Origin of the sequence: Pseudomonas sp. B3(2017), from assembly GCF_002113595.1 — a bacterium.
Classification (GTDB): domain Bacteria; phylum Pseudomonadota; class Gammaproteobacteria; order Pseudomonadales; family Pseudomonadaceae; genus Aquipseudomonas; species Aquipseudomonas ekonensis.
Genome location: NZ_NEIU01000001.1, coordinates 536,074 through 561,795 on the forward strand (window position 1 = coordinate 536,074; position 25,722 = coordinate 561,795).

Here is a 25,722-nt window from a genome sequence, read left to right on the forward strand (position 1 = left end):
GAGGTGTGCGATGCGTGAAGTGGTGATCGTCGACAGCGTCCGGACCGGCCTGGCCAAATCCTTTCGCGGCAAGTTCAACATGACCCGTCCCGATGACATGGCGGCCCATTGCGTCAATGCCTTGCTCACCCGCAACGACATCGACCCGGCCAGCGTCGAGGACTGCATCGTCGGCGCCGGCTCCAACGAAGGCGCCCAGGGCTACAACATCGGCCGCAACGTGGCGGTGCTGTCGCACCTGGGCACCGGCACCGCCGGCATGACCCTCAACCGCTTCTGCTCGTCGGGCCTGCAGGCGATCGCGATCGCGGCCAACCAGATCGCGTCCGGCTGCAGCGACATCATCGTGGCCGGCGGCGTCGAGTCGATCAGCCTGACCCTCAAGAGCGTCAACACCGACCACCTGATCAACCCGCTGCTCAAGCAACGGGTGCCGGGCATCTACCACACCATGGGCCAGACCGCCGAAACGGTGGCGCGGCGCTATGGCGTCACCCGCGAAGCGCAGGACCGCTATGCGCTGCAAAGCCAGCTGCGCACTGCCCAGGCCCAGGCGGCGGGGCTGTTCGACGACGAAATCGTGCCGATGGCGGTGAAGTACCGGGTCGAGGACAAGACCACCGGCGCCGAACAGATCCTCGACGCCATCGTCGACCGCGACGACTGCAACCGCCCCGACACCACCTACGAAAGCCTGGCCGGGCTCAAGCCGGTGTTCGCCGAAGACGGTTCGGTGACCGCCGGCAACTCGTCGCAATTGTCCGACGGCGCGTCGATGACCCTGGTGATGAGTCTTGAGAAAGCGCTGCAGCTGGGGCTCAAGCCCAAGGCGTTTTTCCGCGGTTTCACCGTGGCCGGCTGCGAGCCGGACGAAATGGGCATCGGCCCGGTGTTCTCGGTGCCGAAACTGCTCAAGGCCAAGGGCCTGCAAGTGGCGGACATCGATCTGTGGGAGCTCAACGAGGCGTTCGCCTCACAGTGCCTGTACAGCCGCGACCGGCTGGAGATCGACAACGAACGGTACAACGTCAACGGCGGTTCGATCTCCATCGGCCACCCGTTCGGCATGACAGGATCGCGGCAGGTCGGGCATCTGGTGCGCGAACTGCAGCGGCGCAACCTGCGTTACGGGATCGTCACCATGTGCGTGGGGGGCGGAATGGGCGCGACGGGGTTGTTCGAGGCGGTGCGTTGAGCCCTGAGACAGCAAGGTCGCCTGATTGACCGCCATCGCGAGCAGGGAACAGGTTCTTGCTCTATCTGCCAGCATCCAGCAGTTGCATCCGCGCAATGTAGGCGCGGATCTCCTGCTCGGCTTTCTCCAGGCTGTCGAACGGCCCTTCGAGGGTGTTCTCCCGCGTGCTGAAGAACAGTTCGCCGTTGACCCGGCACAGCCGGTCGCTGCGAAAGTGCATGGCGGGTTCCGGATCCTGGGCGCGCATGCCGTACATGGTGGGTCTCCTGGAGGGGCGCTGGAAGGATCCAATGAGCTTATGCCTGAAGCACTTGGCGCGCCTGCCGAGCCGATCAACGGGCGTACGTCAACATTCCGCTGCGACCCGCACCGTTCCGTTTGCGGCCTGACCCCAACTGTCCCTGTGTCGCGCCGGCCGCCGCGCCTAGAATGAGCGCACTCGTCAGTCGTTTTCCGGGGGACTCATGCACATTTCATCGGGCCGTTGGGTGTACGGCATGTTCCTGGCCTTGCTGACGGCGTTCCTGTGGGGAATCCTGCCGATCAAGCTCAAGCAGGTGCTGGTGGCGATGGATCCGGTCACGGTGACCTGGTTCCGCCTGCTGGTCTCCGGCGGTTGCCTGTTCGTCTATCTGGCGGCCACCCGGCGCCTGCCCAGCCGCAAGGCGCTCGGGCCCAAGGGCGGCTGGCTGGTGCTGATGGCGGTGCTCGGGCTGGTGGGCAACTATGTGCTGTACCTGATGGGCCTGAACCTGCTCAGTCCCGGCACGGCGCAGTTGGTGGTGCAGATGGGGCCGATCATGCTCTTGATCGCCAGCCTGTTCGTGTTCAAGGAGCGCTTCAGCATCGGCCAGGGCATCGGCCTGGGGGTGCTGCTGATCGGCTTCGCGCTGTTTTTCAACCAGCGCCTGGCGGAGCTGCTGACGTCGTTGTCCGACTACACCGCCGGCGTCCTGCTGGTGCTGCTGGCCTCGACCGTGTGGACGTTCTACGCGTTGGGCCAGAAGCAGTTGCTGACCGTGTGGAATTCGCTGCAGGTGATGATGGTGATCTACCTGTTCTGCGCCTTGCTGCTCACGCCCTGGGTGCATCCGCAGGAGGCGCTCGGCCTCAGCCCGTTGCAGGGCTGGCTGCTGCTGGCGTGCTGCATGAACACCCTGATCGCCTACGGCGCGTTCGCCGAGGCGCTGGCGCATTGGGAGGCGTCGCGGGTCAGCGCGACGTTGGCGATCACGCCGCTGGTGACGTTCGGGGCGGTGGCGGTGGCGGCCTGGTGCTGGCCTGACTACGTGCACGCCGAGCAGATCAACCTTCTGGCGTACGGCGGGGCGGTGCTGGTGGTGCTGGGTTCGGCGCTGGTGGCCCTGGGGCCTTCGCTGATCGCCGGGCTCAAGGCGCGGCGGGCCAAGGTCGTGCCGGGCTGAGCGGGGCCCTCGCTGACGCCATCGCGGGCAAACCGAGCTCCCACAATCTAGGCGGCGCTCTGCCGACCCCATCGCCAGCAGGCTGGCTCCCACAGGGTTCTGCGGTGAACACAGGGGCTGCATTCACCCGAGCCTTTTGTGGGAGCCAGCCTGCTGGCGATGGCGCCCGCGAAGGCGCCGCAAGGATCAGCCCTTGGCCCCGGCCTCCAGCATGTTCTCCGGCCGCACCCAGGCGTCGAACTGCTCATCGGTCAGGTAACCCAGCTGCAATGCCGCCTCCCGCAGGGTCAGCCCTTCGCTGTAGGCCTTCTTGGCGATTTCCGCCGATTTGTCGTAGCCGATGTGCGGGTTCAGCGCCGTCACCAGCATCAGGCCGCGTTCCAGGTGTTCCGCCATTTTCTCCGCATCCGGCTCCAGCCCGGCGATGCAGTGCTGCTGGAAGTTGCTGCAGCCGTCCCCCAGCAGACGGATCGATTGCAGCAGGTTGTGGATGATCACCGGCTTGAACACGTTCAGTTGCAGGTGGCCTTGGCTGGCGGCGAAACCGATCGCCACGTCGTTGCCCAGCACCTGGCAGGCCAGCATCGACAGCGCTTCGCATTGGGTCGGGTTGACCTTGCCGGGCATGATAGAGCTGCCCGGCTCGTTGGCCGGCAGCTTCACTTCGGCGAAGCCTGCGCGGGGACCTGAGCCGAGCAGGCGCAGGTCGTTGGCGATCTTCATCAGGGCCACGGCGAGGGTCTTCAGGGCGCCGGACAAGGTGGTCAGCGGCTCGTGGCCGGCGAGGGCGGCGAACTTGTTCGGCGCGGTGACGAACGGCAGCCCGGACAGCGCCGCCAGTTCAGCCGCGATGGCTTCGGCGAAGCCGTGGGGCGAGTTCAGGCCGGTGCCGACGGCCGTGCCGCCCTGGGCCAGTTCGCACACCGCCGGCAGGGCGGCGCGGATCGCCCGCTCGGCGTAGTCCAGTTGGGCGATGAAGCCGGAGACTTCCTGGCCGAAGGTGATCGGCGTGGCGTCCATCATGTGGGTGCGGCCGGTCTTGACCAGCTTCAGGTGCCGCGCCGACAGCTCCGCGAGGCCGCCGGACAGCTCGGCGATGGCCGGCAGCAACTGGCTCTGCACCGCCTGGGCCGTGGCGATGTGCATGGCGGTGGGGAAGCAGTCGTTGGAGCTCTGGGAGCGGTTGACGTGATCGTTCGGGTGCACCGGCAGCTTGCCGCCGCGCGGGTTGCCGGCCAGTTCGTTGGCGCGCCCGGCGATCACTTCGTTGACGTTCATGTTGCTCTGGGTGCCGCTGCCGGTCTGCCAGACCACCAGCGGGAACTGGTCGTCGTGCTGGCCGTCGAGCACTTCGTCGGCGGCCTGTTCGATCAGGCGGGCGATGTCGGCGGGCAGGTCGCCGTTGCGGTCGTTGACCCGGGCGGCGGCCTTCTTGATCAACGCCAGGGCGTGCAGCACCGGCAACGGCATGCGCTCCTGGCCGATGGCGAAGTTGATCAGCGAGCGTTGCGTCTGAGCGCCCCAGTAAGCGTCGTCCGGGACCTCGATCTGGCCCAGGCTGTCGGTTTCGATACGGCTCATCGTGCACACTCCTGTCGGTCTGATTTGCGCTGTTTAGGCCGGCTTCGGCCAAGGTGGTTCCATCGAACCGATTGTTGACCGCTCACGCCCGCCAGGCAAGCGCGGCAAGGCCCGGGGGTTGAGCCCCGATGTTAATCAGGCGCAGAATGGTCGCCCTTGGGGTTTTACCTCGCCTGCTAGAAAAGGAAACTCGATGACTCGTCTTCGTGCCATCTGCACCGCGGTTGCCCTGGTCTGCGCCAGCGGCCAGGTGCTTGCCGATACCGCCAGCCACAACGCCAGTGCCGAAGCTTTCCTGACCCTGGCGCACGCCGACAAGCTGGGCACTCCGGTGTACATGCAGGTTCAGCAGATGTTCGCCCAACGCTTTGAACAGACCAAGGCGCCCGAATCCAAGAAAGCCGTGCTGGAGACCTACCAGGCCAAGGCCAACGCCGCCCTGGACCAGGCCATCGGCTGGAACAAGCTGAAGCCGGACATGGTCAAGCTCTACACCAGCAACTTCAGCGAATCGGAGCTCAAGGACCTGGTGGCGTTCTACCAGTCGCCGCTGGGCAAGAAAGTCCTGGAGAAAATGCCGCAGCTGACCCAGCAATCGGCCCAGATGACCCAGGCCAAGCTGGAAAGCGCCGTGCCGGTGGTCAACAAGCTGCTGGACGACATGACCAACGAGCTGGCCCCGAAAGGCGCGGCACCGGCCAAGAAAAAGCCGTAAGCGGAGTCCGTGATGACCATGCAACAACGCATCGAATCGACGCTGGCCCTGCTTCAGCCTGAACACCTGCAGGTGCTGGACGAAAGCCACATGCACAGCCGCGGCCTGCAGACCCACTTCAAGGCCGTGGTGGTCAGCGCCCAGTTCGAGGGCCTGAACCGGGTCAAGCGCCACCAGAAGGTCTACGGCACGCTCGGCGAGCTGATGGGCGAGTTCCATGCGTTGGCGCTGCACACCTACACCCCGCAGGAATGGGCGCAGGTCGGGGCCGCCCCGGCGTCGCCGACCTGCGCTGGCGGCAGCAAGCATTGACCCTTGGTTTTTTGCTAGAATCCGCAACGCGCCGCTGACCCGGCGCGTTTTTTTTCGCATCCGGTTCACCCTTTGCGAGGGTAGCCACCTGGAGAGACACCCATGACACAACCGATTGTCGTGGCGGCACTGTATAAGTTCGTCACCCTCGAAAATTACGTCGACCTGCGCGAGCCGCTGCTCAAGGCCATGCTCGACAACGGCATCAAAGGCACCCTGCTGATCGCCGAGGAAGGCATCAACGGCACCGTGTCCGGCACCCGCGAAGGCATCGACGGGCTGCTGGCCTGGCTGCGCGACGACCCGCGCATGGTCGACATCGACCACAAAGAATCGTACTGCGACGAGCAGCCGTTCTACCGCACCAAGGTCAAGCTCAAGAAAGAGATCGTGACCCTGGGCGTCCCGGGCGTCGACCCGAACAAGAAGGTCGGCACCTACGTCGAACCGCAGGACTGGAACGCGCTGATCAGCGATCCCGAAGTGCTGCTGATCGATACGCGCAACGACTACGAAGTGTCGATCGGCACCTTCGAAGGCGCCATCGATCCGAAGACCACGACCTTTCGCGAGTTCCCGGACTACATCAAGGCGCATTTCGACCCGGCCGTGCACAAGAAGGTCGCGATGTTCTGCACCGGCGGCATCCGTTGCGAGAAGGCCTCCAGCTACATGCTGGGCGAAGGCTTCGAAGAGGTCTACCACCTCAAGGGCGGGATCCTGAAGTACCTCGAAGAAGTGCCGCAGGAAGAGACCAAGTGGCAGGGCGACTGCTTCGTGTTCGACAACCGCGTCACCGTGCGCCATGACCTGAGCGAAGGCGACTACGACCAATGCCACGCCTGCCGCAACCCGGTGAGCGTCGAGGATCGCGCCTCCGAACACTACGTGGCCGGGATCAGTTGCCCGCACTGCTGGGACACCCTCAGCGAGAAGACCCGCCGCAGCGCCATCGACCGGCAAAAGCAGATCGAACTGGCCAAGGCGCGCAACATGCCGCACCCGATCGGCTACAACTATAAGCAAGCATCCACCGAGGCCTGAACCATGTCTGCGCGCCTGCTCTATGTGATGGATCCGATGTGTTCCTGGTGCTGGGGGTTCGCTCCGGTGGCCAAGGCCCTGGTCGAGCAGGCGCAGGCGGCGGGGGTGGAACTGCACCTGGTGGTCGGCGGATTGCGCACCGGCAGCGGTGCGGCGCTGGAGCCGACCACCCGGCGCTACATCCTTGAGCACTGGCACGCGGTCGCCGAGGCCACGGGCCAGCCGTTCCGGTTCGAAGGCGCGTTGCCTGACGGTTTCGTCTACGACACCGAGCCTGCCTGCCGCGCCATCGTCACCGCACGCAGCCTGGCGCCGGACTGCGCCTGGAAACTGCTGAGCCTGATCCAGCACGCGTTCTACGCCGAAGGCCGCGACGTCACCCACGCCAGCGTACTGGTGGAGCTGGCGGAGCGGGCCGGCGTGCCGCGCATCGAGTTCGCCGAAGCCTTCGACCGCGCCGAGCAGCACGCGGCCACCGCCGCCGATTTCAGCTGGGTGCAGGACCTGGGCATCGCCGGATTCCCGACCTTGCTGGCCGAACGCAACGGCCAGTTGGCGCTGCTGACCAACGGCTATCAGCCGTTGGGCGAACTGTCGCCGTTGCTCGGCCGATGGCTGGAGCGCGCCGCCTGTGTCTGACCCGGCCGATGACACGCCAGCCGTCAAGCGTGTCGACCGGCTGAGCTGGGCTGAAGTCCGGCGACTGGCGCTGCATCACAAGAAATCCCTGTGGATCGCCAACGGCGTGGCCGTGCTGGCGACGCTGTGCAGCGTGCCGATCCCGCTGCTGTTGCCGCTGTTGGTGGACGAAGTCCTGCTGGGCCATGGCGACGCCGCGCTCAAGGTCATGAACCACGTGCTGCCGTCGATGTGGCAGCAGGCGGCCGGTTACATCGGCCTCATGCTGCTGGTGACCTTGACCCTGCGCTGCAGCGCCCTGTGCTTCGGCGTGCTGCAGGCGCGGTTGTTCGCCCGGCTGGCCAAGGACATCGTCTACCGCATCCGGATCCGGCTGATCGAGCGCCTCAAGCGCATCTCCCTCGGCGAATACGAAAGCCTGGGCAGCGGCACGGTGACCACGCACCTGGTCACCGACCTGGACACCCTCGACAAATTCGTTGGCGAAACCCTCAGCCGTTTCCTGGTGGCGATGCTGACCCTGGTGGGCACCGCGAGCATTCTGGTGTGGATGCACTGGAAGCTCGCGCTGCTGATCCTGCTGTTCAACCCGCTGGTGATCTACGCCACGGTGCAGTTGGGCAAACGGGTCAAGCACCTGAAGAAACTGGAGAACGACAGCACGTCGCGCTTCACCCAGGCGCTGAGCGAAACCCTCGACGCGATCCAGGAAGTGCGCGCCGGCAACCGCCAGGGCTTCTTCCTCGGTCGCCTCGGCCTGCGCGCCCAGGAGGTGCGCAACTACGCGGTCAACTCGCAGTGGAAGACCGACGCCTCCAATCGGGCCAGCGGCCTGCTGTTCCAGTTCGGCATCGACATCTTCCGCGCGGCGGCGATGCTCACGGTGCTGTTCTCGGACCTGTCCATCGGCCAGATGCTCGCGGTGTTCAGCTACCTGTGGTTCATGATCGGCCCGGTCGAGCAGTTGCTGAACCTGCAATATGCCTACTACGCGGCGGGCGGCGCGCTGTCGCGGATCAACGAACTGCTGGCCCGCGCCGACGAGCCGCAGTACCCCGGCGGCATCGATCCGTTCAAGGGCCGCGAGACGGTCGGCATCCAGGTGCAGGGCCTGAGCTTCGGCTACGGCGACGAGCTGGTGCTGGACCGGATGGATCTGTCCATCGCCCCCGGCGAGAAGGTGGCCATCGTCGGCGCCAGCGGCGGCGGCAAGAGCACCCTGGTGCAACTGCTGCTGGGGCTGTACACGCCGCTGGCCGGCACCATCCGCTTCGGCGGCTGCACCCAGCAGGACATCGGCCTGGAGACGGTACGGGAAAACGTGGCGGTGGTGCTGCAGCATCCGGCGCTGTTCAACGACACGGTGCGGGCCAACCTGACCATGGGCCGCACCCGCAGCGACGAGGCCTGCTGGCAGGCGTTGCAGATCGCTCAGCTCGAACCCGCCATCCGTGCGCTGCCCGATGGCCTGGACAGCATCGTCGGCCGCTCCGGCGTACGCCTGTCCGGCGGGCAGCGCCAGCGCCTGGCGATCGCGCGGATGATCCTGGCCGAGCCGAAAGTGGTGATCCTCGACGAAGCCACCTCGGCCCTCGACGCCGCCACCGAGTACAACCTGCACCAGGCCCTGGCGCGGTTCCTCGACGGCCGTACCACCCTGATCATCGCCCATCGCCTGTCGGCGGTGAAACAGGCCGACCGGGTGCTGGTGTTCGACGGCGGGCAGGTGGCCGAAGACGGCGACCACCAGCAACTGATCGCCGACGGCGGGCTGTACGCCAAGCTCTACGGGCACCTGCAGCGGCTGTAGGTCAGCCCCACAGGATGTTCAGCGCCTCTGCCGAACCGTCGTACCCGAACTCCTTGATGACGACCGAACAACTGGTGCAGGGCGGCATGGTCGTGGCCACGTCCACCGATCTGAGCCTGTTTTTGTCCGGATACCGTTCCCTGAGGAGGGCGATCAGCTTGGCCTCGCTGTCCAGCGAGGTCGGTCGGCCGGTCCTTGCCGGCGTGTAGGTTTCCACGTCGAGGATCGTAAGGGGAATCGCGTACACCTTTCCTTCGCCGGAGACGCCCAACGACGTTCTGGCAACGTCCTGACCGAAGTCAGCGTTGATGTAGGTGGTGCCGTCGACGACAACCTTCTCTTGGGCCGACGCCGACTTGAACAGCGGCAGTTCCCCCGTCAATCCTTGTCCGCCGGAAACGCTTACGTAGACTTCGCGAGCTCCGGTTGCCGTCTCGACGTCGGCATACGCGATGTTGCGCGCATTCGTCGTTCTCTGTTGCTCAGGCAACAGGTTCTGAAACTTGTCCATCGCCTTGTTGATTTTCAGGTCACTGTTCGGTTTGACGGCAATGGTCTTTTCCCCGAACAAGGTATCGAATATCTCGGCGGCCCGGCGGCGGAAGGATTCGTCGGCGGTCTTGCTGCGCGACCATGAGGCGGTTCCGGCCGGGAGGCGGCTGACCATCATGCGTGTGGCGTGGTCAAAGAGCAGGGCTTCCCCCGGGCTGGTGTCGACCTTGAGCCGCTTCAGCGTTTGCGGAGGATTGGCATGTCCGCCGATCGGAATGGCGATCTCCTCCATGGTTTTCAGCGCGCGCTCCACCAGCGCCTTTCCGTGGATCCTGACCATGTTGTTGGCGTTGAGCGAGCCTGTGTAGACCGTCTTCAGTTCTTCGGCCAGGTCTGCGGGCAAGGTATCTGCCTTGCGCAAGGGCAGCGGCGGAAAGATGTTCTGGCCCGGCGCCAGTTCGGCGACATAGAAATCGCCTGCATAGAGCCGAGTGAACAGGTAGCGCGTTGATTCGTCCTTCGACGGGACAAGGATGGCGCCGACCTTGAACTCGTCGAACAGATTGCGTCGCCCATAGGGAATCCTTGCCTTGATCCGTGCGTAGATCCCTTTCTGGAAATTGACGTAGGCCTTGAGCCCTCTGATGCCTTTGAGGGCCTTCAACGCTGTCGGCTGTCTTGCGACGGCGGGTTGGTAGAGGAAATCGCCGAACCACGGCGCCCAGCCCTTGCTTTCGTCCTGGCTGCCGATGGGGGGCGTCGGGGCCGGTTCCCGGGTGACATAGATCGTGCGGCAGACTTCATCTCCCGGCGAACGCTTTGCCCGGCAAGGCAAGGGTTTGTGCATCACCCGATCGTCGATCAGGTCGGCGCGGCGCAGTTGATCGCCGTCCAGCCGATAGGGAATGTCATCGATCAGCAGCGTTGTGCGGCCGTCGACTTCGAGCAGTTCCCGGACATGCGCCTTTTCGGGAATCAAGGCCAGCGCATGGGTGTCGGTCGGCGGCAGCATCGGGAAGGATGACTGTCCCTGCACGAAATCCTTGGGGTAAAGGGACAGGCGGGGGCCGTAGGGCAACGCTGTCGACGGATCGACCCGATGGTGCCGCGCCGGATTCGATGGGCGGGTGTTGCGCACCCACACGTCATCCGTTCCGTTGACCGTTGCCAGTCGGTCGCGCTCGGTCATGGGCTTCCAGCGCGCAGGGTCGATTGCGTAGGAACCGTCATGGAGCGGGGGAAAGGATTTTTTTCCCGTGCTCAGGTTCTTGAGCGCGTGCAGGCCGGTCTGACCTGCCAGGCGTACGCCGCTGACCAGGGACTTTAACAGCGTCGGCAGGCCGTCGAGCGGATTCAGGTTGTTCAGTGAGCTGACAAAAAGTTTGCGCGACAGCGTGGAGAATGTAGGCAGACTGGCCTTTACCGCCATTTGTGAGGCTTTGGCGCCGACCCTGGCGAGGCGCACCGAGCCCGATATGAACTTGCCGACAGGAAAAAGAAAGGACGCCAGATCCAGGAAGAGCGCAATGCCGCCCATGATCCTGTCGGTGGTCTTCTCGGACTGAAGGTCTTCAGTGCTGCCCCAGAAAGGCACCAGTCCCTTGATGATCGCCAGCAGCGTTTCCCAGCGCTCTGCCTCCCTGGCCCTTTGCTCGTCGAAGACGGTCAAGCCACGGGCCTGGGTGCGCAAGCGGTGTTCGTCGACAAACAGAAACTCGGAAGCGACGCATTGCGCCAGTGCCATGATTCTTGGGGAGTGCCAGCTCGTGGGGCCTTCGTCGCGGTTGGCCGGGGCGGTTGACGTGGCGGCGGACAAATGGGCGACTTCGTCAATGTAGGCAATGCAATAGGCTGCATTCTTGGGCGGCGTGCCGTTCAAGTGTGCGTTCCAGTCGAGCAACAGGTCATGGTGGGCCGCCGGGTCAAACGGTTTCCCCGAGATCGGGGCGCGCAAGGGGTATTCGGTGCCCTCCGCGCTGGAGAGGACGAACTTCAGGGCGGTGTGTCGGCGAACGATCCCGGCGCTCGGAATGAGCTCGTAGTAATGGGCGTCATCGTCGATGAGCACCTCCAGAAGAAATCCCTTTCTTGCCTGAACCGTCTCAAGCCCTCGGCCTGCGCCCAGCACCTTGCGCAGGCACAGCACACGGATCTCGCCCGTTTCCAGCAAACGGCGGTCGCTGAGCGGCAAAGAGGCCAGCAGGCCGGTGATCAGGGTCCGGTAGGCGGCCCTGGCGGTCGAAAGGTAAAGGCTGAAACTGTCCTCGAACAAAGCATTGATGTCAGGCAGTGTCTTGCCGTTTGGATTGGGTCTTCCCAGAAAGATGACCGGCAGCGTTCCATTGCCCCGGGCTTCCTCTGCCTCGTGGTGGACGATCCTCTGGCCGTCGATCCTGATCCAGTGGCCGTTGTGTGTCCTGCCGTCAGTCTTGGTGACAAACCACTTCCTGGCGTTTTCGAATTGTCCGTCGGCATAGACATCGACAAACGTATTGCCTCGATGCGTGTGGGTCGGTACGCGCCCGTGTCCGTACTTGTTCGAGGGGCTGTTCGGCAGAAGTGTGCGGCCGTCGGACTCGAACGCGTCGGCGCCGAACAGGCGGTCCTTGATCTGTTTGGCCATCTTCATTCTCTCTGGAGGCGGCGAGTCCAGTGCCAGCACAGCGTTGATCAGGCTGGTTTCGTGAGCCTCCAGGGCTCTGAACACCTGTTCGATATCGGCCTTTTCGTAATCGCCGGCGGGACGGGAGCGAATCACCCCGTTGCACACCGCCCACTCCAGTGCGGGCGTCAGCCGCAACCGTGTGATCATCGCCAGTTCCTGCGCGGAGGCATCGACGCTGCGCTCCAGAGGCAGGTCGACGAGCTGCTGGAACGACAGCGGCTGTGCATCATCCAGGCTCAGTTCCTCGGACAACAGCACACCGTGCATGAAGTTCACCCACACCACCGAGCTCTTGTAGCGAAGGTCGCAGGGGATGTCTCGCACGGCGAAGTCCTTTGACAGCCGGGTCTGCAGCACATGGGCCAGCAAAATCGCTTCCTTGGCGGTTCGAGCCGCTCCCGTCTGCCGCAAGTGCTGTTCGAAGCGCTCGCGCAGGGTCTGATAGCCATGGCCCCAGAGGGCAGGATCCCCCCAGCGGAAGCCGGCCAGGGTTTGCGGATCGTCCGTCGTCGGCCCGGACGAGTAGACGGTGATGGCCCGGCACAGCAACTGATGGCGCAATGAGTCCGGGGTCTGCTCGCCGGGGGCGGCGCCATGCCACCTCAGCGTCTGGAGCAGGCGGCCGGTGAGCTCCTGCGCCGGCGGCGATTCCAGCACTTTTGACAGGAGTGCCCAAGGTGTTGCGCGCAATTCCTTTTCGCTGACGGAGCGCAGTACATCGGCGCCCAGCCTCCTGATCAGCGACGGCCGGCCGGCCATGAAGTGCTTCACCGTGGTGACGATCAGCGCGTCGCGACGCTTTGCCGCGAAGTCTTCGAGCGTCAGCGCTTGGAGGGTGGCGCGATGGTGGCGCTGCAGCCATCGGAACAGTTTTCGGTCCTTGGCACCGGGCTGACGGATCAGCCGTTCCACGCTCGGGACGTCATCGAGACCGAGCGCCTGCCGCGCGCGATGTTCATCGGTGACGGTCGTGTCGGTTGCCGTTTCGGTTGTCTGGGTCATGTCGCAGTCCTTGGCGATGGTCCCGACAGGCATGTCGGGAATCCGGAGTGCCCAGTAAATCGGCGTCCGCGTCCCGGTTGGCGGTACATATGCAGGGCGCACGATTCTGCCGCAGGGTGGCCGATCAGCCGCTTGCCGTAACCCGCAAGGCCTCCTAGTCTTGGGGAGATGGTCTGATAGAGACGGACGATCAGGCAGTGACCATGCAAGGAACCACATGACTCGAACGCGTACTCTCGGAACGCCGCGGTTGCTGGGCATCGTCTGGCCATTCATCGCCGTCGTGCTGTTTCAGGCTCTGTTGGGGGGCGTGAGCCTTTACGTCCTGTCGGCGGTACGTGGCTATGTCGCAGGCGAGAGCCTCTGGTCCAAGGGCCAGAAGGACGCCATCTATTACCTCAACCTCTACGCCGACAGCCGCGACGAGGCGATCTACCTCAAGTACCAGAACGCGATCGCCGTGCCCCAGGGCGGGCATCAACTGCGTCTGGCCCTGGATCGGCGTCCGCCCGACCTGCAGGCGGCGCGGGAGGGCATCCTCAAGGGCGGCAACCATCCCGACGATGTCTCCAGCCTGATCTGGCTGTACCTCAATTTCCGGCACTTCAGCTATCTGGAGACCGCCATCGACCGCTGGACCCTGGGCGACGCCTATCTGGTGGAGCTCGACGGCGTGGCCCGGGAGATGCACGAGAAAATCAGCGCAAACGCCGCCGGCGATGAAGACATTCGACGCTGGAAGGGGCGCATCTTTGCGATCAACGATGGCGTGACGCCTGCGGCGAAGGCGTTCAGCGACGCGTTGGGTGAAGGATCGCGGGTGATCCTGCGCTTGTTGCTGTTCACCAACCTGGCCACGGCGCTGGGCCTGATCGTGCTGGCCCTGTGGCGCACCCGCAAGCTGCTCAAGCAGCGGCACGCGTTCGCCGAGGCGCTGCAACTGGAAAAGGACCGCGCCCACATCACCTTGCACTCGATCGGCGACGGCGTGATCACCACCGACGTCAACGGTGCGATCGACTACATGAACCCCGCCGCCGAAGCCCTGAGCCACTGGAAGGCGGAGCAGGCCGCCGGCCTGCCGCTGGCGGCGCTGTTCAACCTGCTGGACGACAATGCCCAGGCCGAAGGCCCGACGCTGATCGAACGCATCCTGAGCGGCCAGCTCACCGGCGGCAGCGAGCATTCAAGGCTCATCCAGCGCCTGGACGGCAGCACGGTGTCGGTGACCCTGGTGGGGGCGCCGATCCGCAACGCCGGCAAAGTCAGCGGCTCGGTGCTGGTGCTGCACGACATGACCCAGGAGCGTCAATACATCGCCAATCTGTCGTGGCAGGCCACCCACGATGCGCTGACCGGGCTGGCCAACCGCCGGGAGTTCGAATACCGCCTGGAGCAGGCCCTGCATAACCTGTCCCGCCAGGCCGGGCGGCATGCGTTGATGTTTCTCGACCTGGACCAGTTCAAGCTGGTCAACGACACCTGCGGCCACGCGGCGGGGGACGAGTTGCTGCGGCACATCTGCGCGCTGCTGCAGTCCGGTCTGCGCGAGGGCGATACGTTGGCGCGGCTGGGCGGTGACGAGTTCGGCGTCTTGCTGGAGAACTGCGCGCCGGAGGCCGCGGAAAAGATCGCCGAGGGCCTGCGCCAGACCGTGCAGAACCTGCATTTCGTCTGGAAGGGCAGGCCCTTCCTGACCACCGTGAGCGTCGGCTTGGTGCACATCGCCCAGACCCCTACCACCCTTGAAGCGTCCCTGCGCGCCGCTGACATGGCCTGCTACATGGCCAAGGAGAAGGGCCGCAACCGGGTGCAGGTCTATCACGCCGACGATTCGGAGCTGTCGCTGCGCTTCGGCGAAATGGCCTGGGTGCAGCGCCTGCATATGGCGCTGGAGGAAAACCGCTTTTGCCTGTACGCCCAGGAGATCGCGCCGCTGGGCCCCGCCGACGGCGCGCGCGGGCACATCGAGATCCTGTTGCGCCTGCATGACGAGGCCGGGCGCATGATCCTCCCGGACAGTTTCATTCCGGCGGCCGAGCGCTACGGCCTGATGACGTCGCTGGACCGTTGGGTGGTGCAGAACGTATTCAAGGTCATTGGCCAATGCATTGAAGAGGAGTGTCCTGGGCCGTTGGCGATGTGTGCGATTAATCTTTCAGGCATAACTATCGGAGATGATGCGTTCTTGCACTTCTTGCGTGAACAGTTTGTTAATTACAATGTTCCGCCTGAAATGATTTGTTTTGAAATCACCGAAACCAGTGCAATCGCCAATCTCGGCAGCGCCATTCGATTTATCAATGAGCTCAAAGGTTTAGGTTGTTTCTTTTCGCTCGATGACTTTTGCGCCGGAATGTCTTCGTTCGCGTATCTCAAACATTTGCCTGTAGACTTCCTGAAGATCGACGGGAGTTTCGTAAAGGACATGCTGGACGACCCGATTAACCGCGCAATGGTCGAAGTGATCAATCACATCGGGCATGTCATGGGCAAGCGGACGATTGCCGAGTTTGCCGAAACGCCGCAGATCGAGCAGGCATTGCTTGAAATCGGCGTGGATTACGCTCAGGGTTATGTCATCGACCGCCCGCAGTTGTTCACCTGTGACAGTTTGCAAAGTCGGCCCGCCAGGCCGCAGCCGCTGTTGTTCAAAGCGCCTGGCACGTTCCGTTGAAGACTCTCGCCGATCCTTACAATCACAAATCAAAAGGAGCCGAACAGTGATCGACACATTCAACCGAACCGGTCCACTCATGGAAGCCGCTAGTTACCCAGCCTGGGCGCAACAGTTGATCCAGGATTGCAGCGAGAGCAAACGCCGGGTTGTCGAACATGAACTGTATCTGCGCATGCGGGACAACAAACTGAGTGCCAAGACCATGCGTCAGTACCTGATCGGGGGCTGGCCGGTGGTCGAGCAATTTGCGTTGTACATGGCGCAGAACCTCACCAAGACCAAGTTCGCCCGCCATCCCGGCGAAGACATGGCGCGGCGCTGGCTGATGCGCAACATTCGCGTCGAGCTCAACCACGCCGACTATTGGCTGAACTGGAGCCGGGCCCATGGGGTGAGCCTGGAAGACCTGCAGGCCCAGCAAGTGCCGCCGGAGCTGCATGCCTTGAGCCACTGGTGCTGGCACACCAGCTCGGCGGACTCGCTCATCGTGGCCATCGCCGCCACCAACTACGCCATCGAAGGCGCGACCGGGGAGTGGTCGGCGCTGGTCTGCTCCACCGGCGTCTATGCCGCCGCCTTCCCTGAGGAAGACCGCAAGCGGGCCATGAAATGGCTGAAGATGCACGCCCAGTACGACGATGCGCACCCCTGGGAAGCGCTGGAGATCATCTGCACGCTGGCGGGCCTGAACCCGAGCAAGGCGCTGCAGGTCGAGCTGCGTCAGGCCATCTGCAAGAGCTACGACTACATGTACCTGTTCCTTGAGCGGTGCATGCAGCTGGAGCCGGCGGAGCGGGTGATGGCCGGGCGCGAGCGGCGGGAACTGGTCGAAAGCTGATCAGGTTGCTCCCGCAGGAAGTTCGGTTGCGTCACGGAACCTGCGGGAGCCGGCCTGCTGGCAATGGCGCCAGCGGGCGCGCCGCCTGACGGAACGAAGACGGGCCGTCAGCCCGCCATGGTGAGGCGGTTGCGTCCCTCGCGCTTGGCCACGTACAGCGCGCTGTCGGCCCGGCGCAGCAGGCTGTCGACCGATTCGCCCGGCAACAGGGTCGAGCAACCCAGGCTCACGGTCAGTTCGATCAACTGGTTGCTGGCGTAATAGTCCTGGGCCTGGGTAGCCTGGCGCAGGCGTTCTCCGACCATCGCCGCCGCCTCGCGGCCGGTGTTCGACAGCAGAACCAGAAACTCTTCCCCGCCGTAGCGGAACACCATGTCGACGTTGCGCAGTTGGCTCTTGATCGAGGCCGCCACGGCCTTCAGCACATCGTCGCCGGCGGTGTGCCCGTGGATGTCGTTGACCCGCTTGAAGTGATCGATGTCCAGCATCAGCAGCGACAGCGGCTGTTGGTGCCGGCGCGCCATCTCGATTTCCCTCTGCAGGGTCTGCTCCATGGCGATGCGGTTGCCGGTGCCGGTCAGTGGATCGCGCAGCGCGCTTTGGGTCGCCGCCCGATAGAGCAGGGCGTTGCGCATCGGATACAGCAGCGCCGACAGCAGCGATTCGAGATGGCCCTGGTCCTGTTCGCTGAAGCGCTCGTTGCGGCGGAACACCAGTTCGCCCATGTGCTCGCCTTCATGGCTGAGGCTGTAGCTGACCGAGTGACGGCCGCGGGTACCGAATTCCAGGCGCAGGTCGCTGCTCTGGTGCTGATAGCTCAGGGCGTCGAGGGGCACCAGGCGCTGAACTTCGCGAAAAAACAGGCCGAGGATGCGTTGCGGCTCAAGACTGGTTTGCAGCTGCAGGCCCAGTTGCTGGCGCAATTGCGCGACAGTGACCGGCCGTTCCAGAAGCGGAGGCTGTTGACCGAAGCCCAGGCGTTGCAATTTTGCGCTGTCAAAATCAATTGCAGTGGTCTGGGAGGGTGATTTCATATGGCGTGAGCCCCTAAGCAGTAAGTCTGTCTTACAGGCTGGGTGAAGCGGCTATGGGCTGCGCGTCATACTGATCCATCAGTCCCGTAGGACATTTGGCGCAAGTTTAGTCTGCTTGATGTCGATTAGTCAGCTATCGAATCAAGCCCCGCCCGACTGCCTTCACACGGCGTGCTTTGAGGAAATTTAGAGCGAAAGTCGTGCCATTCAGTTCGCAATCTTTTAAATCGTTACGAATCAATGGGTTGTGACTGAAGGGAGGAGCGAGGCGCTGGTTTATTGACTGATGCGGTCACGGATGAGCGGTAAAAACCTGCCGCGACGGGAAACCGCCGCGGCAACAAAAGCGACGTATGGCATCACTGGGCGTTGAACGCCTGCCCGTTGATGCCTGCGCTGTCCGGGCCCATGAGGTACAGATAGACCGGCATGATCTCCTCGGGCGTCGGGTTGTTCAGCGGGTTTTCCCCCGGGTACGCCTGCGCGCGCATGCTGGTGCGGGTCGCTCCCGGGTTGATGCTGTTGGCGCGCACCGGAGCCACGGTGTCGACTTCGTCGGCCAGGGTCTGCATCAGGCCCTCGGTGGCGAACTTGGAGACGCCGTAGGCGCCCCAGTAGGCGCGGCCCTTGCGTCCGACGCTGCTGGAGGTGAACACCACCGAGGCGTCCTGCGACAGCTTGAGCAGCGGCAGCAGGGTGCTGGTCAGCATGAACATGGCGTTGACGTTGACCTGCATGACACGCATGAAGTTTTCGCCCGAGAGCTGTTCGATCGGGGTGCGCGGGCCGATGATCGAGGCGTTGTGCAGCAAGCCGTCGAGGTGGCCGAATTCGGTCTCGATCATCGCCGCCAGCTCATCGTACTGGTGGGGCAGGGCGGTCTCGAGGTTGAACGGGATCACCGCCGGCTGCGGATGGCCGGCCGCTTCGATCTCGTCGTAGACCTGGGTCAGGTTGGCTTCGGTCTTGCCCAGCAGCAGCACGGTCGCGCCGTGGGCGGCGTAGGCTTTCGCGGCAGCGGCGCCGATGCCGCGGCCGGCGCCGGTGACCAGGATGACGCGGTCCTTGAGCAGTTCGGGGCGGGCGGAGTAGTCAAACATAAAAACCTCAACAAAACGGTAAGTGCTTCCAAGCGACCGCTGCGCGGTCATCGCGGGCAAGCCCGCTCCCACAGGTATTTCGCAGGGCCTGGGGGAGTGGGCCTGCCCGCGAAGGCGTCAGGTGAGCGGCTCCTGCATTCAGCAGCTGCACAGCGCGCTGTCGATGACCTTGCGCAGCTCCAGCGGGTGATCCACCACCACGTCCGCGCCCCAGTGGCGCGGGTTGTCGTCCGGGTGAATGTAGCCGTAGGTCACGGCGGCGGTCTTGGTGCCGGCGTCGCGCCCGGACTCGATGTCGCGCAGGTCATCGCCGACGAACAGCACGCTGGCCGGATCCAGGTCGAGCATCTTGCAGGCCAGGATCAGCGGCTCCGGATCCGGTTTGCTGTTCTTCACGTGATCCGGGCAGATCAGCAGCGCCGAGCGCTCGGCCAGCCCCAGCTGCTGCATGATCGGTTCGGCGAAGCGCACCGGCTTGTTGGTGACAACGCCCCAGGTCAGGTTGGCCTTTTCGATGTCCGCCAGCAGCTCGCCCATGCCGTCGAACAGCTTGCTGTGCACGGCGCAGCCGGCCATGTAGCGCTCCAGAAACTCCTGGCGCAGTTCCTCGAAGCCCGGCGATTCCGGATCCATGGAGAACGTCACCGCCACCATGGCCCGGGCGCCGCCGGAGATCTCGTCGCGGATGTGCTTGTCGTTCATCGGCGCCAGGCCGCGCTCCGCGCGCATCGCCTGGCAGATGGCGATGAAGTCCGGCGCGGTGTCGAGCAGGGTGCCGTCCATGTCGAAAAGGACTGCTCTGATGGTCATCGGCTCACTCCTCGCGCAGGGTCTGGATCATGTAGTTGACGTCGACGTCCGCCGCCAGCTTGTAGTGCTTGGTCAGCGGGTTGTAGGTCAGGCCGATGATGTCCTTGACGGTGAGGCCGGCGGCGCGGCTCCAGGCGCCCAGCTCGGACGGGCGGATGAACTTCTTGAAGTCGTGGGTGCCGCGCGGCAGCAGCTTCATGATGTATTCGGCGCCGATGATGGCGAACAGGTAAGCCTTGGGGTTGCGGTTGATGGTGGAGAAGAACACCTGGCCGCCGGGCTTGACCATGCGCATGCAGGCGCGGATCACCGAAGACGGGTCCGGCACGTGCTCGAGCATCTCAAGGCAGGTGACCACGTCGAACTGCTCGGGCATTTCCTCGGCCAGGGCCTCGGCGGTGATCTGCCGGTATTCGACGTTCACGCCCGACTCCAGCTGATGCAGCTGCGCCACCGCCAGCGGCGCTTCACCCATGTCGATGCCCATGACCGTGGCGCCGCGCTGGGCCATGGCCTCGCTGAGGATGCCGCCGCCGCAGCCGACGTCGAGGACTTTCTTGCCGGCCAGGCTTGCCCGCTCGTCGATCCAGTTGACCCGCAGCGGGTTGATGTCGTGCAGCGGTTTGAACTCGCTTTCGCGGTCCCACCAGCGATGGGCCAGGGCCTCGAACTTGGCGATTTCGGCGTGGTCGACGTTGCTCATCATTGAATCCTCGAAAAACTGAAAAGGTCTGTAGCCCCGGAGCCTGCCCCGGGGTGTTTACGATTCGGTGCGGCCGCTGATGCGCAGGCCCCAGGCCCGGGCGGTCTCGCCCAGCTGCTGTTCGTCCATGCGCGTCAGGCGCCGGTCGTCGAGCAGTGGCTTGCCGGCGACCCAAAGGTGTTTCACGCAGTCGCGTCCGGTGGCATAAATCAGTTGCGAAACCGGGTCGTAGACCGGTTGCTGCGCAAGCCCCGAGAGGTCGAAGGCGACGATGTCCGCCGCCTTGCCGAGCTCCAGCGAGCCGGTCTGCGCGTCGATGCCCAGCGCCCGGGCGCCGTTGAGGGTGGCCATGCGCAGCGCCCGGTGGGCGTCCAGCGCGGTGGCCGAGCCGGCGACGGCCTTGGCCAGCAGCGCGGCGGTGCGGGTCTCGCCCAGCAGGTCCAGGTCATTGTTGCTGGCCGCGCCGTCGGTGCCGACCGCCACGTTGACGCCGGCCTGCCACAGCCGCTCCACCGGGCAGAAGCCGCTGGCCAGCTTCAGGTTCGATTCCGGACAGTGGATCACGCTGGTGTTGCTTTCTACCAGCAACGCCAGGTCGTCATCGCTGATCTGGGTCATGTGCACGGCCTGGAAGCGCGGGCCGAGCAGGCCGAGGCGGCCGAGGCGGGCCAGCGGGCGCTCGCCGCGCTGTTCGGTGGCCTGCTGCACCTCGAACGCGGTCTCATGGACGTGCATGTGGATGGAGGCGTCGAGCTCTTCGGCGATCACCCGGATCTTTTCCAGGTTCTCGTCGCCCACGGTGTAGGGTGCGTGGGGGCCGAAGGTGACCTTGATGCGCTCGTGGTGCTTGAGGTCGCCGAACAGCTCGACGCCCTGACGGATGGCTTCGTCGGCGTCGGCGGCGCCCGGAATCGGGAAATCCAGGATCGGGATGGCGATCTGCGCGCGGATTCCGCTGTTGTGCACGCGCTCGCAGGCAACCTTCGGGAAGAAATACATGTCCGAGAAACAGGTGATGCCGCCTTTTATCTGCTCGGCGATGGCCAGGTCCGTGCCGTCGCGCACGAACGCCTCGTCGACCCACTTGGCTTCGGCGGGCCAGATGTGGTTCTCAAGCCAGGTCATCAGCGGCAGGTCGTCGGCCAGGCCACGGAACAGGGTCATCGCGGCGTGGCCGTGGGCGTTGATCAGGCCTGGGCTGAGCAGCGTGTCCGGCAACTCGCGAACCTGAGCGGCGTCGCACTTGAGCGCTTCGGCGCGCGGGCCGATGAACGCGATGCGACCGTCGCGGATGCCCAGGCCGTGGTCTTTGAGCACCACGCCTGCGGGTTCGACGGGTACCAGCCAGGTCGGCAGCAAGAGTAAGTCGAGCGCAATGGCAGGTTTCGGCATCGAGGATCGGTTCCAGGGCTTTTGTGAAGGATGGCGAAGTATACCCGAGCGTCTTCGCGGGGGGATCGCTATAATCGGCCGCTTTTGTTCATGAGTGCGGGGTGAGGGATGCGCGATCGTCTGTTGGCTGCAGAGAAAGTGAAGGCCATCGATTGGCGTGATGGCGCGCTTTACCTGCTGGATCAGCGTATTTTGCCGTTCGAGGAAACCTGGATCGCCTACACCGGCGCCGCCGGCGTGGCCGAAGCGATACGCTCGATGGTGGTGCGCGGTGCGCCGGCCATCGGCATCGCGGCGGCGTATGGCGTGGTGCTGGCCGCCCGTGCCCGGTTCGCGGCCGGCGGCGACTGGCAGGCGGCGCTGGAGGAAGACTTCGCGCTGCTGGCGCAATCCCGCCCGACGGCCGTCAACCTGTTCTGGGCGCTGGGCCGCATGCGTGAACGCCTGGAGCGCCTCAAGGAGCACGCCGATCCGCTGGCGGCGCTGGAGGCCGAAGCCGTCGCCATCCATGAAAGCGACCGCGAAGCCAACCTGACCATGGCCCAGCTGGGCGTCGACCTGATCCGCAAGCACCAGGGCAACGCCCAGGCGCTGCTCACCCACTGCAACACCGGCGCCCTGGCCACCGGCGGCTTCGGCACTGCGCTGGGCGTGATCCGCGCCGCGTTCATCGAGGGCATGGTCGAGCATGTGTACGCCGACGAAACCCGGCCCTGGCTGCAGGGCTCGCGCCTGACGGCGTGGGAGCTGGCCAACGAAGGCGTTCCTGTCACGCTCAATGCCGACTCGGCGGCGGCGCACATCATGAAGACCAAGGGCGTCACCTGGGTGATCGTCGGCGCCGACCGGATCACCGCCAACGGCGACGTGGCGAACAAGATCGGCACCTATCAGCTGGCGGTCAACGCCATGCACCACGGCGTGCGCTTCATGGTGGTAGCGCCGAGCTCGACCATCGACATGAACCTGGCCAGCGGCGACGACATCCCGATCGAGGAGCGTGACGGCGCCGAACTGCTGGAGGTCGGCGGCAAGCGCGTCGGGGCGGATGTCCAGGCCTTCAATCCGGTGTTCGACGTGACGCCGGCGGACCTGATCGATGCGATCGTGACCGAGAAGGGCGTGGTCGAGCGCCCGGATGCCGCGAAAATGGCCCAGCTGATGTGCCGCAAACGCCTGCATTGAGACCGGTGGGCGGCCTGCGCATTGCCGTCGCGCGCAGGCTTGCTTTCGCATCAATGGCGCCGGCCGCCCCACCTGTGGGATCCAACCGACTGGCGATCGGGGCCTTAAGGTCAACAAACATCTGCAATTCGGGCCCGATTTTTGCGCCCGATGAGCCTCTGAGCCCCTCACGTCCCCTTTAAGGCTGTCATCGGTCATCTAACTATGCTCCATGCGCATCTGGGGGATAGGTGCGTGGCGGCTGTTGTGATAACATCCGGCGTTTTCCGAGACAGCTCCGCGGAGTTGTCTTCACTGCGCAAATCCGCGCCGCAGCGCGCCGATTTGTCGTAAGTCGTGGCATGGCATCCGGCCTGCAGCGACGAGCTTCGTTGGTCCCATATGGATATGACGAAGTTTCACCAGAACAAAGGAATCAGGCTTCTCATGGGCGAACTGGCCAAAGAAATCCTCCCGGTCAATATCGAAGACGAGCTGAAACAGTCCTATCTCGACTACGCGATGAGCGTGATCGTCGGCCGTGCACTGCCGGATGCGCGCGATGGCTTGAAGCCCGTGCACCGTCGCGTGCTGTTCGCGATGAGCGAACTAGGCAACGACTACAACAAGCCGTACAAGAAATCCGCCCGTGTGGTCGGTGACGTGATCGGTAAGTACCACCCGCACGGTGACACCGCGGTGTACGACACCATCGTGCGCATGGCCCAGCCTTTCTCCCTGCGCTACCTGCTGGTCGACGGCCAGGGCAACTTCGGTTCGGTGGACGGCGACAACGCCGCGGCCATGCGATACACCGAAGTGCGCATGACCAAGCTGGCGCATGAGCTGCTGGCCGACCTGCACAAGGAAACCGTGGACTGGGTGCCGAACTACGACGGCACCGAACTGATCCCGGCGGTCATGCCGACCAAGATCCCCAACCTGCTGGTCAACGGCTCCAGCGGCATCGCCGTGGGCATGGCGACCAACATCCCGCCGCACAACCTCGGCGAGGTCATCGACGGTTGCCTGGCCCTCATCGACAACCCCGAGCTGACCGTCGATGAGCTGATGCAGCACATCCCCGGCCCCGACTTCCCGACCGCCGCCGTGATCAACGGCCGTGCCGGCATCATCGAGGCCTACCGCACCGGCCGCGGCCGCATCTACATGCGCGCCCGCTCGATCATCGAAGACATCGACAAGGTCGGCGGCCGTCAGCAGATCGTTGTCACCGAGCTGCCGTACCAGCTGAACAAGGCGCGTCTGATCGAGAAGATCGCCGAGCTGGTCAAAGAGAAGAAACTCGAAGGCATCACCGAGCTGCGCGACGAATCCGACAAGGACGGCATGCGCATCGTGATCGAGCTGCGCCGCGGCGAAGTGCCGGAGGTGGTGCTCAACAACCTCTACGCCCAGACCCAGCTGCAGAGCGTGTTCGGCATCAACATCGTGGCCCTGATCGACGGCCGTCCGCGGATCCTCAACCTCAAGGACCTGCTGGAAGCCTTCGTGCGCCACCGTCGCGAAGTCGTCACCCGCCGCACCGTGTTCGAACTGCGCAAGGCCCGCGAGCGCGGTCATATCCTCGAAGGCCAGGCCGTCGCCCTGTCGAACATCGACCCGGTGATCGCCCTGATCAAGGCGTCGCCGACGCCGTCCGAGGCCAAGGAAGCGCTGGTCAGCACCCCGTGGGAATCCACCGCCGTGATGGCGATGGTCGAGCGCGCCGGCGCCGATTCGTGCCGTCCGGAGAACCTCGATCCGCAGTACGGCCTGCGCGAAGGCAAGTACTTCCTGTCGCCGGAGCAGGCCCAGGCCATCCTCGAACTGCGCCTGCACCGCCTGACCGGCCTGGAGCACGAGAAGCTGCTGGCCGAGTACCAGGAGATCCTCAACCAGATCGGCGAGCTGATCCGCATCCTCAACAGCTCCGCGCGCCTGATGGAAGTGATCCGCGAAGAGCTGGAAGTGATCCGCGCCGAATACGGCGACGTGCGCCGCACTGAAATCCTCGATGCGCGCCTGGACCTGACCTTGGGCGACATGATCCCGGAAGAGGATCGCGTCGTGACCATTTCCCACGGCGGCTACGCCAAGACCCAGCCGCTGGCCGCTTACCAGGCCCAGCGTCGCGGCGGCAAAGGCAAGTCGGCCACCGGCGTCAAGGACGAGGACTACATCGCTCACCTGCTGGTCGCCAACAGCCACACCACGCTGCTGCTGTTCTCCAGCAAGGGCAAGGTGTACTGGCTCAAGACCTACGAGATCCCGGAGGCGTCCCGCGCCGCCCGCGGCCGTCCGCTGGTCAACCTGCTGCCGCTGGATGACGGTGAGTACATCACCACCATGCTGCCGGTCGAGGAATACACCGAAGGCCACTACATCTTCATGGCCACCGCCAACGGCACCGTGAAGAAGACCCCGCTGGAATCCTTCAGCCGTCAGCGCAGCGTTGGTCTGATCGCGCTGGAGCTGGACGAAGGCGACGTGCTGATCTCCGCGGCCATCACCGACGGCGAACGCGAAGTGATGCTGTTCTCCGACGGCGGCAAGGTCACCCGCTTCAAGGAATCCGACGTTCGTGCCATGGGCCGTACCGCCCGCGGCGTGCGCGGCATGCGCCTGCCGGAAGGCCAGAAGCTGATTTCCATGCTGATCCCGGAAGAGGGCAGCCAGATCCTCACCGCTTCCGAGCGCGGCTACGGCAAGCGCACCGCGATCTCCGAGTTCCCTGAGTACAAGCGTGGCGGCCAGGGCGTGATCGCCATGGTCAGCAACGAGCGCAACGGCCGTCTGGTTGGGGCGGTGCAGGTGCTCGACGGCGAGGAGATCATGCTGATCTCCGACCAGGGCACGCTGGTGCGTACCCGTGTCGACGAAGTCTCCAGCCTGGGCCGTAACACCCAGGGCGTGACCCTGATCAAGCTGGCCAAGGACGAGACCCTGGTGGGCCTTGAGCGGGTGCAGGAACCGTCGGAAATCGAGGGTGACGAGCTTGAAGGTGAAGAGGGTGTCGAGCTGGACGACGGCGTGATCGGCGCCGAGCCGGACGACGCAGGCGACAACCTGCAGGCGGACGCCGCAGACGAAGAAGAGTCGCAAGACTAACCCAATCGTAG

At 64.5% G+C, this 25,722-nt stretch carries 19 protein-coding genes; 11 read left to right on the forward strand and 8 right to left on the reverse strand.

Features of this window, described 5'->3' with window-relative positions:
* Positions 1-10: 10 nt before the first annotated feature.
* Positions 11-1,195 carry a thiolase family protein gene (locus CAG33_RS02410; protein WP_085629745.1) on the forward strand — a complete coding sequence of 395 codons (1,185 nt, stop codon included), beginning with the start codon at positions 11-13 and terminating at the stop codon, positions 1,193-1,195.
* Positions 1,196-1,256: 61 nt separating this feature from the next.
* Here CAG33_RS02410 and CAG33_RS02415 read toward each other — a convergent pair whose 3' ends face one another.
* A complete protein-coding gene (locus CAG33_RS02415) occupies positions 1,257-1,451 on the reverse strand; it encodes a DUF6316 family protein (protein ID WP_085578066.1) in 195 nt (64 codons plus the stop codon).
* 208 nt (positions 1,452-1,659) lie between these two features.
* On the opposite strand from CAG33_RS02415, the gene CAG33_RS02420 reads away from it, so the two are divergent.
* Positions 1,660-2,619, forward strand: coding sequence for a DMT family transporter (locus tag CAG33_RS02420; RefSeq protein ID WP_085636756.1), 960 nt, complete (start codon positions 1,660-1,662; stop codon positions 2,617-2,619).
* 186 nt (positions 2,620-2,805) lie between these two features.
* On the opposite strand, the gene CAG33_RS02425 is transcribed toward CAG33_RS02420, so the two are convergent.
* On the reverse strand, positions 2,806-4,200 hold the full coding sequence (locus CAG33_RS02425) for a class II fumarate hydratase (protein ID WP_085578064.1): 1,395 nt from the start codon (positions 4,198-4,200) through the stop codon (positions 2,806-2,808).
* Between the two features lie 193 nt (positions 4,201-4,393).
* Between CAG33_RS02425 and CAG33_RS02430 the strand changes: the two genes are divergently transcribed.
* From CAG33_RS02430 to CAG33_RS02450, 5 genes are all read left to right on the forward strand, one after another.
* Entirely contained in the window at positions 4,394-4,915 is a 522-nt protein-coding gene (locus CAG33_RS02430) for a DUF2059 domain-containing protein (RefSeq protein ID WP_085578063.1), read from the forward strand.
* 12 nt (positions 4,916-4,927) lie between these two features.
* Complete coding sequence (locus CAG33_RS02435; RefSeq protein ID WP_085578062.1) at positions 4,928-5,227, forward strand: BolA family transcriptional regulator; 300 nt, start codon at positions 4,928-4,930, stop codon at positions 5,225-5,227.
* 102 nt (positions 5,228-5,329) lie between these two features.
* Entirely contained in the window at positions 5,330-6,271 is a 942-nt protein-coding gene (locus CAG33_RS02440; RefSeq protein WP_085629751.1) for a rhodanese-related sulfurtransferase, read from the forward strand.
* 36 nt (positions 6,272-6,307) lie between these two features.
* Positions 6,308-6,910 carry a DsbA family protein gene (locus CAG33_RS02445; RefSeq protein ID WP_170929936.1) on the forward strand — a complete coding sequence of 201 codons (603 nt, stop codon included), beginning with the start codon at positions 6,308-6,310 and terminating at the stop codon, positions 6,908-6,910.
* A complete protein-coding gene (locus CAG33_RS02450; protein ID WP_085636760.1) occupies positions 6,903-8,720 on the forward strand; it encodes an ABC transporter ATP-binding protein in 1,818 nt (605 codons plus the stop codon). The genes CAG33_RS02445 and CAG33_RS02450 overlap by 8 nt, the downstream gene beginning before the upstream one ends.
* A gap of 1 nt (position 8,721) precedes the next feature.
* On the opposite strand, the gene CAG33_RS02455 is transcribed toward CAG33_RS02450, so the two are convergent.
* Positions 8,722-12,879 carry a deaminase domain-containing protein gene (locus CAG33_RS02455; protein WP_085636793.1) on the reverse strand — a complete coding sequence of 1,386 codons (4,158 nt, stop codon included), beginning with the start codon at positions 12,877-12,879 and terminating at the stop codon, positions 8,722-8,724.
* 217 nt (positions 12,880-13,096) lie between these two features.
* On the opposite strand from CAG33_RS02455, the gene CAG33_RS02460 reads away from it, so the two are divergent.
* On the forward strand, positions 13,097-15,556 hold the full coding sequence (locus tag CAG33_RS02460; RefSeq protein ID WP_085578058.1) for an EAL domain-containing protein: 2,460 nt from the start codon (positions 13,097-13,099) through the stop codon (positions 15,554-15,556).
* Positions 15,557-15,635: 79 nt separating this feature from the next.
* Positions 15,636-16,397, forward strand: a complete 762-nt coding sequence (locus CAG33_RS02465) for a TenA family transcriptional regulator (protein ID WP_371856086.1) — start codon at positions 15,636-15,638, stop codon at positions 16,395-16,397.
* Between the two features lie 107 nt (positions 16,398-16,504).
* Here the strand turns inward: CAG33_RS02465 and CAG33_RS02470 are convergent, their stop codons facing one another.
* The 5 genes from CAG33_RS02470 to CAG33_RS02490 form a co-directional block, all read right to left on the reverse strand.
* Positions 16,505-17,431 carry a GGDEF domain-containing protein gene (locus CAG33_RS02470; protein WP_085578056.1) on the reverse strand — a complete coding sequence of 309 codons (927 nt, stop codon included), beginning with the start codon at positions 17,429-17,431 and terminating at the stop codon, positions 16,505-16,507.
* A 359-nt stretch (positions 17,432-17,790) separates the two neighbouring features.
* A complete protein-coding gene (locus CAG33_RS02475) occupies positions 17,791-18,531 on the reverse strand; it encodes a YciK family oxidoreductase (RefSeq protein WP_085578055.1) in 741 nt (246 codons plus the stop codon).
* Between the two features lie 138 nt (positions 18,532-18,669).
* Positions 18,670-19,341, reverse strand: a complete 672-nt coding sequence (gene mupP, locus CAG33_RS02480) for an N-acetylmuramic acid 6-phosphate phosphatase MupP (RefSeq protein WP_085578054.1) — start codon at positions 19,339-19,341, stop codon at positions 18,670-18,672.
* 4 nt (positions 19,342-19,345) lie between these two features.
* A complete protein-coding gene (gene ubiG / locus CAG33_RS02485) occupies positions 19,346-20,044 on the reverse strand; it encodes a bifunctional 2-polyprenyl-6-hydroxyphenol methylase/3-demethylubiquinol 3-O-methyltransferase UbiG (RefSeq protein ID WP_085578053.1) in 699 nt (232 codons plus the stop codon).
* A gap of 57 nt (positions 20,045-20,101) precedes the next feature.
* The gene (locus tag CAG33_RS02490; RefSeq protein ID WP_085578052.1) at positions 20,102-21,436 is read right to left on the reverse strand and encodes a TRZ/ATZ family hydrolase; all 1,335 of its coding nucleotides are present in this window, start codon (positions 21,434-21,436) and stop codon (positions 20,102-20,104) included.
* Positions 21,437-21,544: 108 nt separating this feature from the next.
* On the opposite strand from CAG33_RS02490, the gene mtnA reads away from it, so the two are divergent.
* Both mtnA and gyrA read left to right on the forward strand, forming a co-directional pair.
* Positions 21,545-22,621, forward strand: a complete 1,077-nt coding sequence (mtnA, locus tag CAG33_RS02495; RefSeq protein WP_085578051.1) for an S-methyl-5-thioribose-1-phosphate isomerase — start codon at positions 21,545-21,547, stop codon at positions 22,619-22,621.
* A 426-nt stretch (positions 22,622-23,047) separates the two neighbouring features.
* Complete coding sequence (gyrA, locus tag CAG33_RS02500) at positions 23,048-25,711, forward strand: DNA gyrase subunit A (protein WP_085578050.1); 2,664 nt, start codon at positions 23,048-23,050, stop codon at positions 25,709-25,711.
* Positions 25,712-25,722 lie beyond the last annotated feature (11 nt).

Bases quoted from the DNA above. Each gene is read 5' to 3' on its own strand.
- CAG33_RS02410 (WP_085629745.1), top strand. From the start codon at position 11: ATGCGTGAAGTGGTGATCGTCGACAGCGTCCGGACCGGCCTGGCCAAA.
- CAG33_RS02415 (WP_085578066.1), bottom strand. From the start codon at position 1,451: ATGTACGGCATGCGCGCCCAGGATCCGGAACCCGCCATGCACTTTCGC.
- CAG33_RS02420 (WP_085636756.1), top strand. From the start codon at position 1,660: ATGCACATTTCATCGGGCCGTTGGGTGTACGGCATGTTCCTGGCCTTG.
- CAG33_RS02425 (WP_085578064.1), bottom strand. From the start codon at position 4,200: ATGAGCCGTATCGAAACCGACAGCCTGGGCCAGATCGAGGTCCCGGAC.
- CAG33_RS02430 (WP_085578063.1), top strand. From the start codon at position 4,394: ATGACTCGTCTTCGTGCCATCTGCACCGCGGTTGCCCTGGTCTGCGCC.
- CAG33_RS02435 (WP_085578062.1), top strand. From the start codon at position 4,928: ATGACCATGCAACAACGCATCGAATCGACGCTGGCCCTGCTTCAGCCT.
- CAG33_RS02440 (WP_085629751.1), top strand. From the start codon at position 5,330: ATGACACAACCGATTGTCGTGGCGGCACTGTATAAGTTCGTCACCCTC.
- CAG33_RS02445 (WP_170929936.1), top strand. From the start codon at position 6,308: ATGTGTTCCTGGTGCTGGGGGTTCGCTCCGGTGGCCAAGGCCCTGGTC.
- CAG33_RS02455 (WP_085636793.1), bottom strand. From the start codon at position 12,879: ATGACCCAGACAACCGAAACGGCAACCGACACGACCGTCACCGATGAA.
- CAG33_RS02460 (WP_085578058.1), top strand. From the start codon at position 13,097: ATGACTCGAACGCGTACTCTCGGAACGCCGCGGTTGCTGGGCATCGTC.
- CAG33_RS02465 (WP_371856086.1), top strand. From the start codon at position 15,636: ATGGAAGCCGCTAGTTACCCAGCCTGGGCGCAACAGTTGATCCAGGAT.
- CAG33_RS02470 (WP_085578056.1), bottom strand. From the start codon at position 17,431: ATGAAATCACCCTCCCAGACCACTGCAATTGATTTTGACAGCGCAAAA.
- CAG33_RS02475 (WP_085578055.1), bottom strand. From the start codon at position 18,531: ATGTTTGACTACTCCGCCCGCCCCGAACTGCTCAAGGACCGCGTCATC.
- mupP (WP_085578054.1), bottom strand. From the start codon at position 19,341: ATGACCATCAGAGCAGTCCTTTTCGACATGGACGGCACCCTGCTCGAC.
- ubiG (WP_085578053.1), bottom strand. From the start codon at position 20,044: ATGAGCAACGTCGACCACGCCGAAATCGCCAAGTTCGAGGCCCTGGCC.
- CAG33_RS02490 (WP_085578052.1), bottom strand. From the start codon at position 21,436: ATGCCGAAACCTGCCATTGCGCTCGACTTACTCTTGCTGCCGACCTGG.
- mtnA (WP_085578051.1), top strand. From the start codon at position 21,545: ATGCGCGATCGTCTGTTGGCTGCAGAGAAAGTGAAGGCCATCGATTGG.
- gyrA (WP_085578050.1), top strand. From the start codon at position 23,048: ATGGGCGAACTGGCCAAAGAAATCCTCCCGGTCAATATCGAAGACGAG.